Annotated in this window: 12 protein-coding genes; 6 read left to right on the top strand and 6 right to left on the bottom strand. The window is 53.6% G+C overall.

What is annotated here, in order from left to right; translation table 11 throughout:
• From AC0IM9_RS09645 to AC0IM9_RS09620, 6 genes are all read right to left on the bottom strand, one after another.
• Complete coding sequence (locus AC0IM9_RS09645; protein ID WP_482803857.1) at positions 1-1,038, bottom strand: glycosyltransferase; 1,038 nt, start codon at positions 1,036-1,038, stop codon at positions 1-3.
• A 73-nt stretch (positions 1,039-1,111) separates the two neighbouring features.
• A complete protein-coding gene (locus AC0IM9_RS09640) occupies positions 1,112-2,008 on the bottom strand; it encodes a polysaccharide pyruvyl transferase family protein (protein ID WP_445371854.1) in 897 nt (298 codons plus the stop codon).
• Between the two features lie 49 nt (positions 2,009-2,057).
• Positions 2,058-4,499 (bottom strand): acyltransferase family protein, encoded by a 2,442-nt coding sequence (locus AC0IM9_RS09635; RefSeq protein WP_482803856.1) that lies wholly within the window; start codon positions 4,497-4,499, stop codon positions 2,058-2,060.
• A 366-nt stretch (positions 4,500-4,865) separates the two neighbouring features.
• Positions 4,866-5,975 (bottom strand): O-antigen ligase family protein, encoded by a 1,110-nt coding sequence (locus AC0IM9_RS09630; protein ID WP_445371856.1) that lies wholly within the window; start codon positions 5,973-5,975, stop codon positions 4,866-4,868.
• A 258-nt stretch (positions 5,976-6,233) separates the two neighbouring features.
• Positions 6,234-6,635, bottom strand: coding sequence for a VanZ family protein (locus AC0IM9_RS09625; RefSeq protein WP_482803855.1), 402 nt, complete (start codon positions 6,633-6,635; stop codon positions 6,234-6,236).
• 153 nt (positions 6,636-6,788) lie between these two features.
• On the bottom strand, positions 6,789-8,210 hold the full coding sequence (locus AC0IM9_RS09620) for an undecaprenyl-phosphate glucose phosphotransferase (RefSeq protein WP_140913414.1): 1,422 nt from the start codon (positions 8,208-8,210) through the stop codon (positions 6,789-6,791).
• A 430-nt stretch (positions 8,211-8,640) separates the two neighbouring features.
• Here AC0IM9_RS09620 and pyrF point away from each other — a divergent pair, with 430 nt between their 5' ends.
• The 6 genes from pyrF to AC0IM9_RS09590 all read left to right on the top strand — a co-directional run bounded on the left by pyrF (position 8,641) and on the right by AC0IM9_RS09590 (position 14,336).
• Complete coding sequence (gene pyrF / locus AC0IM9_RS09615; RefSeq protein ID WP_482803854.1) at positions 8,641-9,366, top strand: orotidine-5'-phosphate decarboxylase; 726 nt, start codon at positions 8,641-8,643, stop codon at positions 9,364-9,366.
• Positions 9,367-9,624: 258 nt separating this feature from the next.
• Complete coding sequence (gene aroK, locus AC0IM9_RS09610; protein WP_140910714.1) at positions 9,625-10,170, top strand: shikimate kinase AroK; 546 nt, start codon at positions 9,625-9,627, stop codon at positions 10,168-10,170.
• On the top strand, positions 10,151-11,233 hold the full coding sequence (gene aroB / locus AC0IM9_RS09605; RefSeq protein ID WP_482803853.1) for a 3-dehydroquinate synthase: 1,083 nt from the start codon (positions 10,151-10,153) through the stop codon (positions 11,231-11,233). Before aroK ends, aroB begins: the two co-directional genes overlap by 20 nt.
• Entirely contained in the window at positions 11,223-12,794 is a 1,572-nt protein-coding gene (locus tag AC0IM9_RS09600; protein WP_482803852.1) for an AAA family ATPase, read from the top strand. Before aroB ends, AC0IM9_RS09600 begins: the two co-directional genes overlap by 11 nt.
• A 21-nt stretch (positions 12,795-12,815) precedes the next feature.
• A complete protein-coding gene (gene hemE / locus AC0IM9_RS09595; RefSeq protein WP_140910717.1) occupies positions 12,816-13,889 on the top strand; it encodes a uroporphyrinogen decarboxylase in 1,074 nt (357 codons plus the stop codon).
• A gap of 27 nt (positions 13,890-13,916) precedes the next feature.
• Positions 13,917-14,336 carry a secondary thiamine-phosphate synthase enzyme YjbQ gene (locus tag AC0IM9_RS09590; protein WP_140910718.1) on the top strand — a complete coding sequence of 140 codons (420 nt, stop codon included), beginning with the start codon at positions 13,917-13,919 and terminating at the stop codon, positions 14,334-14,336.
• The last annotated feature ends 6 nt before the right edge of the window (positions 14,337-14,342 follow it).

The following is a 14,342-nucleotide window of genomic DNA, read 5'->3' as shown; positions in this document are numbered from 1 at the left end:
TTAATTCGAAATCCCATGACCCATTCTGGCAGATCTCCTTAACGATATTAACTTTCCAATATTAGCGTCCTGAATTCTTCTCATTTCTGGATTCGTTAAAAAGCAACTCCATTTTGCCCGAGTATGCCCAAGCTTCAATTGCAGATCGAAACCTCCATTTTGACGACCGGAACCAGCCCAATATAACCTGATAATATTGAAGATATCTTTAAAAAAAATTCTGGCTGCAAATATTGCAAATACTAACACCCTATCGACCGGAATATTTCTGGCGCTAAGCGAGTATTTGTAGACGAATAATTCCGAAGCGCCTATACCTTCGTGCATTTTAATCAACCTGTCGAAATTGAAACGGACTGGGTCCACGGCATGAGTAACCAAAATATCGTCCTGATACCATACTGAATTTCCGGCAATAACCACGGCATGGACAATCTCCGAATCGTCGCCGGCAAGTTGTCTGGCTTGGGCGCGCCCCACTAGAATCGGTGCAAAACCCGAACTGAATATTGCCTTGATCTCTTCGGTTCTCACCGCCATACCGGCCCCCCAGACACTGCTGCCCGAGGCCAATATTCCAGACTCGAAAGGCAAATGGCCTATGGCGAAATATCCCGCATACTTTTGAATAGCCGACGGGATTTCATACGTTTGAGGCAATGCCGTTGCGCAACCAAATAAGCCGAGGTTCGGATGTTCGACAAATACCCTTTCCGCCACATCGAAATAATTTAAAGCCGGCCAGTTATCATCATCCAGAAAAGCGATAAAACGCCCCGAACTCGCCATAACTCCGGCAATACGCGCATACATTAACCCAGGTCGGCTTTCTGGAACCACTTTAAGCCCGGAAAATCCATTCTCCGCCGCCACTTCCCTGGCAAAATCCACAGTGTGGTCAGTGCAAAGATTGTCGACGACAATTATCTCGACGCTTCCGGCAGTTCGATTTTCAACCGCAGCCAATATTTTGTGCAGAGTTTCTTTTATTCGAGCTTCGCTGTTATAGCAACAGACGACCACACTCCAATCAATCATATATGTTCTCGGTTGTTAATCCCAGCATCCGACCGCTCATTTTTATAGTACCGCCGTTAGAACCACTTTCAGATTAGTCTGTTTTAAACTCCAAATTATCGAATCGCCCATCCATTGAGTTCAAAAACACATTACGATTTTTACCGTAGGAGTTATCGAACATCGTTAACTTCTTGCCTAATAGTGCCGAAGCGATCGATACATGTAGTCGATCTGAAATAATATGGTCGGCTTGGTCGAGTGTGGCCAGAAATTCCCGTGCGATTAAATCGGCTTCGAATCGCTGGGAATAATATGACGAGTGTTTTGACGAGATATCCAACTCGCTAGGATATTTACCGGCCTGTTTTGCCTCGACGTCGACTCGCATCAACGTCATAGTGCCATCGCTTTTCGGCTTGATTTTTAACAACGCCTGCCGCCAGTTGAGATAAGCTTTCAAAAGCCGCGGATGCAACAACAGTTGCAAGCGTAGCCAATTTATATTTAGGCGTTGATTTAACTGCACCAAATCGAGACCGAACACCAAATCGTGCGTTAAGAACACGTTGGCGTTCGTAGCGTATTTTTGGGCGTGCTCGTAGCTTTCTTTTTCGCGGCAAAACAAGTAAAACCGCTTATCGAGCTTTTGCAGAATATCTTCATTACCGCGTATGGAATGCGGCAGTAAAATAAATTTGCTGACATTTTGCTGCAAACTCTTTTCAATAACATTTCTCGCTTGACTGTATTCAGGGATGAAGTTTCCACCGCCACTAAAAATAACAACATCTCCAGGGGATATTTCGCCATTAACCTGAATTGACGACAACAATCCAAGTCGGTCAAATAATTGCCACGCCGCGGCAGCTATCAACCCATCGCCAGCATTACCGTGATTAGGGATATACCTAATCACACTGTAGTTTTTTAGCTCCTTTAATGTCGAGCACAACTCATTCAAACCAATTTCGTTATGTACCGCTGTCATAATATTAAAGTCCTTAAATATACTTATCTCTATAAACTACGATTTCTTATCAACCCGCTTTAAAACCAGACAAATTAGCCATCTTTTCTCTGGCCAGAATAAAATCGGTTCTAGTCGGAAAAAATCGGGGCAATGGTAAATTCGCCACCCATTTGAACATCAACATGCTCATGCCCAGCCGGACGCAAGCGCTCAACAACATAACCAGCGATAGCGACAAGGCAATGTGCTCGCGCGGCATCCAAAAAATAAGCAGCAAAACCGGACCGACCGCAACGACCTGGCGCAACAAGACCACGCCAGGCCGGCCGGTAGCGTTGAATTGCTGGGCCAAAATCCAGCTTGCGTTGCCAATCACGCACTCAAGCAGCAATATTGCGAAAGGCAGCGCCACTTCGGCAAAGGCGTTGCCGTACACCAAAGACAACAGCCACGGCGAAACATAGCCCAACAGTAGGGCAACTAGCAGTAACGGCAGAAAGCTAAATCTAAAAACCAATTGAACCACTTCGGTCAGCCGGGCTGCATCTTTGCCGGCAAATCGGGCGTAGAGCGCGGTTGACATGGCTTCCTGCACACTGCCGATCAAGCGCGAGGTCGCATAGGCTACGCTATACAAACCAAACTCCTTGGTAGTGCCGATCGCATAGAGCGTTAGCTTATCGATATTTAGCAGCAGCAAACTGAGTAGCGCGGTGCCGTGAAATTTAAATCCGCTCGAAATATAACCGACCGCGCTGACCCGCCCCGCACCGGAAGCAGTTTCCTGTTGCGAGCGGATCAGCCTGAAGCTGACGATGCTCATACTTACCAGCGTAACAAGCGTTGCCCCTAACTGCGTCCATAGGATATTGGCGACTGTCAATGCCTCCAAATCCACCAGAACCAACAATGCCAACAACGTAATAACCGCCAGCGCCAACCGGCCGCTGTTGAATGCCGACAATCCGGGCGACAACTGGCTAACCGCCGAAGCATAAGCATTTGCCGCGGTCAGCCCGGTCAACACCAACAGCGGCAGAAAGATGGATGGCTGAATTGCAGATCCATAATCCGCCCCGGCGACCGCCAGGGCCAAGGCAATGGCGACAATACAAACCATCGATAGCGCAAAATAACGCCGACCTGGAAACGACGCGTCGATTCGGCACGCGTAAACAAGCGCCGCTCCCAGGCCCAATTGGCTGACACCGGAGGCCAGCGTCATGACCAGTTGGGCGGCGGACAGCACACCTCTTCCCTCCGGCCCCAACCAACGCGCACTGATTACGCCCGATATAAAAGTCGCCAACATCAAGCCGGCAGTGGACAGTATGGTTTTCAGCCAACTCTTGGCCAAAGTAGGGGCCGCATCGCCGGCACTAATCCGCGCCGCCCTCGCTAACACAGCTTCCCCGAGGCGGATACCGCCCAACTCGATAAAACGGTACAGCAGGTAGCTAAGCCCATAGGTTGCCGGCACCGCCGCCGCCAATGCCAGACAGGCCCTGATCCAGGGCTGTTGCGAAACAAAATCCGGCAATCCGGTCAGGTAGGCCACCACTGGAATCACAACTAGCAAGTGCAATAGGTAAACCGAGTACGACACCCGGCCTAACCATTGGCAAACCGGCGTCGATAGCAGCCACGGCATCAAGTACTTGAGTTTGTTGAACGCCCCCCCAGCCAACAGTACCGGCGACGCGCACCAGTAGAGCAGAACAACCAGCAAGCATTGAGCGGCCAGTGCGCCATGAGACACGTGAGCCGGATGTAAGTAAGCCGCTATCACAGGCATCGCCAACGCCATCAGCGCAAAGCGCCGCAAACACCAACAACGCGACCACGCCACCAACATACCGGCAGCGAATAACAGAAATTTTAGCGGCAAGGCCGCCGGCATTATGTATGCCTCAAAATAAGAGGCATGGGCGGCAAACGCCATAACCGAACACGTTAGAAGCAAGGCAAGCGCAAATCCGGTTTTGGCCGCCAACCAAAATAGGAGCGGGAATACCGCATAATATTGCGCTCCTAAACTAATACTCCAATCGGGTAACGGCGTAGAAAAACTGAAATACGGGAGTAAACCGAACATAAATGAGACATGCAATAGCACATTCAGAAAGCTACGATCGGAAGACCTCGCCAATGGCGTCGCAGTTTCAGGCCAAACTTGAGCTATGGCGTGACGCGCCTCACCGATGAACGGCCCCAACAAAAACGCTATCGCCAAACACAGGTAATACAACGGCGCTATCCTGAAAAAACGCCGCAGCCAAAACAGCCGCCAAGTTTCCGCCGCCTCCCAAGGCTCTTGCTGCCGCCGCTCGACGTAATGCGAAGTCATCAGAAAACCGGAAATCAAAATAAACAAATCGACTGCGATATCGCCACGCCCGAGCAAAGGAACGTTACACTGCACCAGCAAAAAAACATGCGACAAAAGCACCCACGCCGCGGCCGTGCCGCGTAGCCCTTCGAGAGCCGGATACCAAAATCTCTTTCGCATAGTTTCGTGTTCCATTAATAATTTACAGTCCGATCAAATAGTGCCCGCAACTACCACCCCATGAACCAAGGCCTGTCCCCACGTGTTGCCCAATACGGTAGACAATGGGCTAAGAACGTATCCCCTAATTTGCAAAGCAACTGGCGGCAGAGCTTTTGCAAACACCGCCTTTAACCTGATTCTCAGTAGCGGTAGCCTTTAATTCAGTATTGAGGCTGGCTTCTTAGGGCCGAAAATAAATAACGTTCAGTTCAACTTATAGCGATTGAACGAATCAACCCCATTCCGCCGTATCGAAGATATTAATATCCCCGACATAGCCAATCTCCAACCATTGCAGTTTATTATGCAAATATCGCTAACAAACTAATTGGCTTTGCGCCGCTCTATGGTTAGCGAACAAACAATTGCCACTGCCATCGCGATACCCAGGCGGTGATTTCCGGAATAAGGGCTCATCACTAAATTCCACGCCGAGCCAAATAAAGTAATGATGTATATTGGCGTCAAGTAATCGAGATACCTGCCAAAGACCACGTATTTCATCGACGCAAGCAACTTATAACCAAAAAACAAGAAGAAAAAGGCGGACAAAATGCCACCTTCCATCCAGCTTTGCAAAATCTGCGAATGCGGCATGAAGGTATCTGTATATTGAATATAGGTTTGCCCTAAATGCCGCAAATCCTTTTCCGTTTCCTTCCGATACATCTCCGCATATTTTTTGGTTCCCTGCCCCCATGAACCAAAGCCGATGAACGGCGAATCGGTTATCGCGATGAATCCGATTTTTAACGCGCCAAAACGCTCCACATTGGACGCCCCTCTACGGTCGCTATATTCATCGCCGGTTTGCGCCATCGCTATCAATATCATTAAAAGCACGACAATACCGGCAATAACGAACTTGGCCATATTTCGGGCGCTGATATTGAGCCTTACCGGATTCGCCTTCCGGACCCACAACAAACCCGCCAATAGCAAGCTGATTGCCCCCTGCGAGCGAGAATCCATATAAATACTGACCAAACCGAAACAGACAATTAAGCCAATTGTCATCAGATTCGGCAAAAAATAACCCAACAACAACACCAACATTAATATCGCACGACCGTAACCTTCCAGCTTCCAGGTATAGTTATTCAATACAATACCGTGCGTTTGCAGGTAAATAAGGGTGCCGATGGTGACCCCAAAAATGTACCACCAGATATAGCGTTTATCGCTACCCGCCATTACGCTTAATGCCAATAAATCACTTAACAAAACAGCATTACGCCCCCAGGCGCGCAAATAATTTTGCTGCGAGGTACCAGCGATTAAATCGGAAATCATATAGCCTGCTATCATGACCATTCCGGCCAGGAAGAATTTCCAGAATATCGCGCTTCTTAGGGTGGACGATGCCTTGCCAGAAACCACAAGCATAATGGCAAACACCGGCAAAACTAATTCCGCGGCATACAGTTCGCCCATCAGATTCAAAACATATTTAGTCGGCAAACCGCATACAAAAGCGAACAAACTAAAAAAAGTTAAATTCAGCTTATCAGCGCTTATAGGGGATGTAGAACCAACTGACTGAATGCGCGAATTTACTATCATGAATAATCTACATAACGTAGGCTGTTATTTATATAAAAATTAGGCGCTATTTTTTAATTTAAACAGGCAATTAAAGCCCATCTAACCGACGCCTAACTACTGAATACCGCCTACACCGGTAGGACTGCTTTATTGCCGCGACCATATAACCGTAGCAAGTAAATTCAAAACACACATGGCGGCTAAAGCGCCGCAAGCGTCGGCCAGCAAGTCCCAAGCACTAGCGGCGCGCGAGGGAACTGTCATCTGGTATCCCTCTTCTAAGACCCCCACCAGCAATGCAATCCAAAATGGCGGAGCAAATACCGATATCCTAGACTTACCTTGCCTGCTTAACCAAAACACGCCGATGAAAAAGGCGAGTGCAGCAAATGCGACAAAGTGGGCGACCTTATCTAGCCCTGGCGTATTGGCAATAATTTGCGCAGGCGGTTGCGAGGACTCGATAAATAACGCTAACACCCATGCCACACATAACAATATGAGCGTTACTTGCATCTTTTTGCTAAAGGGCGAATTGATCGTATTCAAGTAAACCGCCATTCAGAGCAATCGCCTATATACGCATAAAGTTGCAAAGCACTGTTCCCGGCAGTCCTAGTAAAAATCAAGCTCGCGTTACATTTTGGTGCATGCCGTTTGAACGATAGATCAAATCGGCCGGCTCTATTCCGCACTTTTAGCTTAATACGCCTGCTGCCCAATAAACCCCTTGAAAATCGTCAATATCACGATCTTGATATCCAAAATCACCGACCAATTGCGGATGTATTCCAGGTCGTGGTGGATGCGGGCTTCCATTTTGTCGATGGTTTCGGTTTCGCCGCGGCAGCCGCTGATTTGGGCCAGGCCGGTGATGCCGGGTTTCATTTTATGGCGCAGCATGTAGCCCTGGATTTGCTTGCGGTAGTATTCGTTATGGGCGATGGCGTGCGGGCGCGGGCCGACTACGGACATGGTGCCGCTCAGTACGTTCAGAAATTGCGGCAGTTCGTCCAGCGAGGTGCGGCGCAGGAAGCCGCCGAGCGGCGTGACCCGGCTGTCGTTGGCCGTGGCTTGTTTGACGTTGTCGCCGTTTTCGCACACCGTCATCGACCTGAACTTCCAAACTTCGATCGGTTCACCTTTCACGCCGTAACGCAGTTGTTTGAAAATCACCGGTCCCGGCGAGGTGAGTTTGATGGCGATGGCGATCAGCAGCATCGGGATGGCGATCAGCGGCAGAATCACCGCGCACAGCAATAAGTCTTCCAGCCGCTTGGCGGTGCCGTCCAGCGACGAATTCAGGGGCGTGTCGAATACGCTGACCACCGGAATCCCCTTGACGCTGCTGAGTTTGGATTGCATCAAGTTGAACGTAAAAAAGTCCGGCACGATATTGACCGACACCGTGCTGTCGGCCAGCTCCTGCACCAATTGGTTGATACGTTTTTCCGCGCGTAGCGGCAGCGTGATGTAGATGTGGTCGATTTCTCCGTGTCTGGCCCGGTCCAACAGTTCCTTGAAATCGCCGATGATGTTGTCGACCATGTCTTCCTGTTCCCGGCGCTGCTTGTTTTCGATCCGGTCGTCGAAAAAACCGATGAATTGGTAGCCCAGCCAGGGCATTTCGGTCAAGGCAACGTTCAGCCGCCGGCCCAGGCCATTGCCGCCCAGGATGGCGTAGGTACGGGTGTTGATGCCATGCAGGCGGAGATAGGACAAGGCGGAGCGACGCAAGGTATGCAAGACAATGATGCTGAGCGGCGCCAATGGCAGCCAAAGTTCCATCACCTCGCGGGAATATTCGAATCCGAAATCGAATACAAAAAAGCCGCCGGCAACCAGAGCAAAGGCAAAAATCCATGACAGCAAGATACGGATCGCATCGTCGAACATCGGATCGCCGCGCCAACCGTGGTATATCTCTTGATGTTCGGCGAAGATACCGAACAGCACGGTGCAAACGATGAATAAGCCCAGGTATTCCTTGGTGAAAGGCTCCCGGTAGACGTGCAATGACAAGTAAAGCGTGATGAAGATCAGCGCGGTATCGGTCGCACGTTTGATGCTTTGCAATTCGGGCCGTAGCGGCCGGATAAATCCTTTTGGGCGATACTGAGTCATATCAATACTTTTAGCCAAGTTAACTTCACGTGTCTGCCTGAATTATAGAAGCATACACCTGGCTTATTTCGGCTTAATGAAAGCTTAATAAACTGGGGACGCTCTTTTCTCGCTGCGCAGGCCGCTGATTTGCCGGGCCATTTGCGGTTTCGCACCCGGTTTTGGGGGCTTTGAGACCGCAATCTCCTTGTAGTTGTTTGCTCCCTTCTCAATTAAGGGATGCGTTTTTTATGAGGACCAACGGAAGCGGAAAACGCCATTTCGTCGCAGTCCGCGATAGAGGTTATAACCGCTATCGGTGATGCCGTCCAGTCCAAACTTGGCCAACAATCCCGTCCGTCGGGAACCGATGCCGGTGAAAATGTAGGATAGGCGGCGTTCTTCTGTTATTTTTTACGCTTTTAAGAACCAACCCAGCCAATCGTCAACCATGAAAAACTCTTTCGTTTCCCAAAAACCCATTCCGGTTCGCGACCGCTTGATTATGGCGCTGGATGTCGCCAGCATCGCCGAAGCCCAAGCCCTGGTCGAAGAGCTGGGCGATGCGGTGATTTTTTATAAAGTCGGCATGGAATTGTTCATGTCCGGCGATTATTTCGGTTTTATCGAATGGTTGAAGGCGCGCGAAAAGAAAGTCTTCGTCGATCTGAAATTCTTCGACATTCCGGCCACGGTCGGCCGGGCGATCAAGGCTCTGAGCAATAAAGGCGTGGATTTGGCTACGATACACGGCAACGATTCGATCATGGAAGCCGCCGCCGCCGCCAAAGGCGACCTGAAGGTGCTGGCCGTAACGGCACTGACCAGCCTGGACCGCGGCGACCTGGACGACTTGGGTTTCCAATGCGACGTCAAAGAATTGGTGTTGTCCCGGGCCAAGCGGGCGCTACAAATCGGTTGCGACGGCATCGTCTCGTCCGGCCTGGAAGTGGCGATGATCCGGGAACAGCTCGGCGACAAACTGCTGGTCATCACCCCCGGCATCCGTCCGGTCGACAACCGCGAAGACGACGACCAAAAGCGCGCGGTCAGCGTCGAGCAGGCCATCCAAAACGGTGCGGATTACATCGTCGTCGGCCGGCCGATCCGCGACGCCGCCGACCGCAAGGCGATGGCGGAAACAATCCAGAGCCAAATCGCGGCGCAGTTCGCATAAGCTTTGGCGCCGGCTTGCCCCTGCCGCGGAACGATAGTCGATGTCGTTCAATTAAAAGCGGTAGGGGCGGGCCCTGGCCGCGGTCAAACGCCTTCGGTCGCAGGCAGGGCCTGCTCCTACTGCAAATGACTCAGGACGATAACCGGGGATTTAGGGCCGGCACTGGCCCGATGCGCGCCACGCGCATCTTAAAATTTCACTCGCCGGCAAAAGTGGGCATAATGCTCCGGTTTTTTAGTGCGCAGAACCAGCCATGCAATGAAACCAGCGGCCAACATATATTTGATCGGTTTGATGGGCGTCGGTAAGACCACCATCGGCAAACAGCTCGCCAAAACGTTGCAATGGCCGTTTTACGACAGCGACAAGGTGATCGAGGAATGCACCGGCGTGGATATTCCGACCATTTTTTCCTACGAAGGCGAAGAGGGCTTCCGTTTGCGCGAGCAGGCGGTGATCCATCATTTGTCGATGAAGCAGGGTATTGTCATGGCCACCGGCGGCGGTGCCGTGATCAAACCGGAAAACCGCCAAGCCTTGATCGAAAACGGTTTCGTGGTCTATCTGCAATGCTCGATCGACAAAATTCTGCATCGCACCAAACACGATACGCAACGGCCGTTATTGCGCACCGAAAATCCGCGCCAACGTTTGCAAACCCTGCTGGCCGAGCGCGACCCTTTATATAGCGCGTGCGCCGATTTCAAAATCGATTCCGGCGTGCTGCCCACCAAGACTGTCGTCAAAACCATTTTGCAGCAGTATCAGGCTGCTCTGGAAGACCATGAAAGAATTGCGAGTTGATTTAGGCAACCAGCGCAGCTATCCGATCTACATCGGTTCCAAGCTGCTGGAGCAACCCGAGCTCTTGCGCCGGCACATCCGGTCCAAGCAAGTGTTGGTCCTCACCAACGAAACGATTGCGCCGTTGTACCTAGCCAAAGTGCTGGCGGGCTTGGCCGATTATCAAACCGATAGCGTGGTGCTGCCGGACGGCGAACAATACAAAACCCTGCACTATCTGGAAAAAGTCTTCGACGGCTTGCTGACCAACAAATTTAGCCGTAACGCCACCTTGATCGCGTTAGGCGGCGGCGTGATCGGCGACATGGGCGGCTTTGCCGCGGCCTGCTACCAGCGCGGCATCGCTTTCATCCAGATTCCGACCACATTACTGGCGCAAGTCGACTCTTCGGTCGGCGGCAAAACCGGCGTCAACCACCCGCTCGGCAAAAACATGATCGGCGCCTTCTACCAGCCGCAATGCGTGATCGCCGACGCTGACGTGCTCGATACATTGGACGACCGCCAATTATCGGCCGGCTTGGCGGAAGTCATCAAATACGGCCTGATCCGCGACCCGGAATTTTTGCAGTGGCTGGAAGCCAACTTGCCGCAATTGCTGGCCCGCGATAAAGCCGCGCTGGCTTACGCCATCGAGCGCTCCTGCATCAACAAAGCCGAGGTGGTCGGCGAAGACGAATTCGAATCCGGCGTGCGCGCGACCTTGAACCTGGGCCACACCTTCGGCCATGCCATCGAAACCGGCTGCGGTTACGGCCAATATCTGCACGGCGAGGCGGTCGCGATCGGCACCTGCTTCGCCGCCGATTTATCGCGGCGCCTGGGCTGGTTGAACGATGCCGACGTGGCGCGGATCGTCGCCATCTTCAAAGCTGCCAAACTGCCGGTGACGCCGCCGGCCGAGATGACCAGCGAGCAATACATCGATTTGATGGCGGTCGACAAGAAAAACGTCGACGGCAAGATTCGAGTGATTTTATTGGAAGCGGTCGGCAAGGCGTCGTTGCCGGTCAACGTCGATTTGGCCCAGTTGCAAGCCACCTTAAACGGCTATGCTGGATAACGACGACCTCACCTACAGCTACCAACGCCGGTCGGTGAATAACAGCCCCGAGCGCGCGCTGATCACACTGGAGCGTTCGCAAAAACTCGACTTGCTGCTGCATTTGCTGGCAAACCTGCAGCAGTCGTTGATCGTCTGCGGCCCGGCCGGCATCGGCAAATCCACGCTACTGGAAACCGTCCGCCAAAACCGCAAGGACTTGTGGGACGTTGCCCTGTTGCAAGCCACGCCGAACGCCAGTTTCGAAAGCCTGATCGTCGAGTCGCTGCGCGACCTGAAGCTGAAAACCGCTTCCGCTTTCGACATCAACGCCTTGCGCGACGCCTGCGCCCGCCGCAAAGTGGTGCTGCTGATCGACGACGCCGGCGAACTCGGCCCCGGTTTGCTGACCATGCTGATCGAATTGGCCGACTCGATTCCGGGCCTGCGTCTGGTGTTCGCGATGAACCACGACCAATTTCACATCAAAAGCGGCACCGACAAGCTGGTCGAAGAATGCCACTTCATCGAGTTGCCGCCGTTGAGCCGCAAACAATGCGGCGAATATTTGCAGAATTTGTCGGCACAACCCGGCGCGGTGCTGTCGTTCAATGCCATCACCGACAGCTTGGTAGAGCAGGTATATCGCGACACCCACGGCATTCCGGGCAAGATTCTGGCCGAGTTGCCCAAGCTGGCCCATTACCAAGGCCGCAAAACCGCCCGGACCGGGCTGTGGCTGGGCATCGCCGCAATTGCGGCCGGAGCGGGTTATGTCGGGTTCAGCTTGCTGCCTACCCAACAGGCGCCGCAGCCGTTACCGGCACCGGTTGCCTTGCCCGAGCCGGCCAAACCGGTTGAGCCGGCGAAGCCAGCGACTGCAGCCGAGCCGACTCCGCTAGCGCCGCCGCAACCGGCGGAGACAGAACCGGACACTGCTGCGCCGGCAATTCCGGCTGCCGAACCTCCGGCTCCAGCGCCACCAGCCGCGTCAAACCAGGCGCCGAGCCAGCCCCAAATTCCGGCAACGGTGCCGGCCGCAGCCGTTGCGCCTGCCGAACCCGCCCCGGCGCCGGCCAAAACCGGAACGCCGGTGGCGGCCGCGCCAAACCAGGCCGCCGAGACGGCGACTACTGCACCGGCTCCCGCCGAGGCCCCGGCAAAACCGGCCCCAACCGAACCCGCCGTTGCTAAAGCCACTGTCGAGCCCGCGCCTGCGCCGGCAGCGCCGCCAACACCCGCGGCTCCGTTAAAACCGGCCGAACGCAAACCCGGCAAACCGATCTCCGACGGCGGCGACTACGATTGGATCATGACCCAGCCGCCGAATAACTTTACCTTGCAGGTCATGGTGCTGTCCGACAAGGCCGCCGTCACCCGCTTTCTGAAAAAATACGCCGACTACCGCGATGCGTTAACCTACTATCCGATTAACAAAGGCGAGCAAGAAAAATACGTGCTGATTTACGGCTCGTTTGCCACGGCCGCCGAGGCGCAACAATTCAAGGCGGTCATGCCCAACGAATTCAAACAGGCGCTGGAAAAACGCTTTCGTGCCGTGCAAAAAGAAAGCCGCCGCTGATTCATACCATCCCACCGAAACATGAGCCAACTACAAAACGATTTATTCCTGCGCGCCCTGTTGAGACAACCGGTCGAACGCACCCCAAGCTGGATGATGCGCCAAGCCGGACGCTATTTGCCGGAGTACCGCGCCGTACGCGCCAAAGCCGGCAGTTTCATGCAACTATGCACCAATCCGGAATTGGCCTGCGAGGTGACCTTGCAGCCATTGGAGCGCTACGGCTTCGACGCGGCGATTCTGTTCTCCGACATTCTGACCATCCCGGATGCGATGGGCCTGGGCCTGTCATTTTCCGAAGGCGAGGGCCCGCAATTCGCCCGGCCGGTTCGAACCGCCGCCGACATCGCCAACTTGGCAGTCCCCGATCCGGAAGCCGAATTGCGCTACGTGATCGACGCGGTGCGCCTGATCAAAACCAATTTGCAAGGCCGGGTGCCGCTGATCGGTTTTTCCGGCAGCCCATGGACGCTGGCGACCTATATGGTGGAAGGCAAAAGCAGCAAGAGCTTTCAAAAGGTCAAAAGCCTGATGTTCGAGCAGCCGCAGTTGATGCACCAAATGCTGGACACCCTGGCGCAGGCGGTTGCCGCCTATCTGAACGCGCAGATCGCCGCCGGCGCCGATGCGGTGATGGTGTTCGACACCTGGGGCGGCATGCTCAGCCATGCCGATTATTTGGAGTTTTCCTTGCGCTATGCCCGGCAAGTCAGGGACTTGTTGCAAACTCAGCGCGACGGCAAACAAATTCCGACCATCCTGTTCACCAAAGGCGGCGGTTTGTGGCTGGAAGCGATGGCCGACAGCGGCTACGATGCGCTGGGCCTGGATTGGCAGACCGATATCGGTCAGGCCCGGGCCAGAGTCGGCGACCGGGTGGCGTTGCAGGGCAACATGGACCCGATCACGCTCTACGCCAAACCCGACGTGATCCGCGCCAAAGTCGGCGACGTGCTGGCCGGCTTCGGTAACGGTTCCGGCCACGTATTCAATCTGGGCCACGGTATATTGCCGGATATCGATCCGGAGCACGTCAAGGCCATGGTCGATGCGGTCCGCGAATTGAGTCCGCAATACCACGCCTCCGGCGCCTGACGCGGCGCGTTCGATCGAGACCGCGGCATGTGGTTGCAAAAACGTCTTCAACTGACCGCCAAACCGCGCGGGTTCCATCTGGTGACGCGGGAAATCGTCAGCCAACTGCCGGAACTGGACCGGATCGAAATCGGTCTGGCCCACATTTTTCTGCAACACACCTCGGCGTCGCTGGCGATCAACGAAAACGCAGACGCCGACGTCCGCCGCGATCTGGAAAGTTATTTTTCCCGGGCCGTAGCCGAAAATGAACCCTATTACCGGCACACGCTCGAAGGTCCCGATGATATGCCGGCGCACATTAAAACCGTCATTCTGGGGAGTTCTCTGTCCATCCCCATCAGCGACGGCCAATTGGCACTGGGTATCTGGCAAGGCATCTATTTATGCGAGCACCGTAACCACGCCGGCAGCCGCAACATCATCGTCACGCTGCACGGCGAATAAAGAGGT

It is taken from the genome of Methylomonas sp. Uni0011 (assembly GCF_056850255.1).
Note: the sequence above shows the minus strand (reverse complement) of the source record. Positions and strands in the feature narration are given on the sequence as shown.

Bases quoted from the DNA above. Each gene is read 5' to 3' on its own strand.
- AC0IM9_RS09620 (WP_140913414.1), bottom strand. From the start codon at position 8,210: ATGACTCAGTATCGCCCAAAAGGATTTATCCGGCCGCTACGGCCCGAA.
- AC0IM9_RS09590 (WP_140910718.1), top strand. From the start codon at position 13,917: ATGTGGTTGCAAAAACGTCTTCAACTGACCGCCAAACCGCGCGGGTTC.
- AC0IM9_RS09645 (WP_482803857.1), bottom strand. From the start codon at position 1,038: ATGATTGATTGGAGTGTGGTCGTCTGTTGCTATAACAGCGAAGCTCGA.
- AC0IM9_RS09630 (WP_445371856.1), bottom strand. From the start codon at position 5,975: ATGGGCGAACTGTATGCCGCGGAATTAGTTTTGCCGGTGTTTGCCATT.
- hemE (WP_140910717.1), top strand. From the start codon at position 12,816: ATGAGCCAACTACAAAACGATTTATTCCTGCGCGCCCTGTTGAGACAA.
- AC0IM9_RS09640 (WP_445371854.1), bottom strand. From the start codon at position 2,008: ATGACAGCGGTACATAACGAAATTGGTTTGAATGAGTTGTGCTCGACA.
- pyrF (WP_482803854.1), top strand. From the start codon at position 8,641: ATGAAAAACTCTTTCGTTTCCCAAAAACCCATTCCGGTTCGCGACCGC.
- AC0IM9_RS09600 (WP_482803852.1), top strand. From the start codon at position 11,223: ATGCTGGATAACGACGACCTCACCTACAGCTACCAACGCCGGTCGGTG.
- aroK (WP_140910714.1), top strand. From the start codon at position 9,625: ATGAAACCAGCGGCCAACATATATTTGATCGGTTTGATGGGCGTCGGT.
- aroB (WP_482803853.1), top strand. From the start codon at position 10,151: ATGAAAGAATTGCGAGTTGATTTAGGCAACCAGCGCAGCTATCCGATC.
- AC0IM9_RS09635 (WP_482803856.1), bottom strand. From the start codon at position 4,499: ATGCGAAAGAGATTTTGGTATCCGGCTCTCGAAGGGCTACGCGGCACG.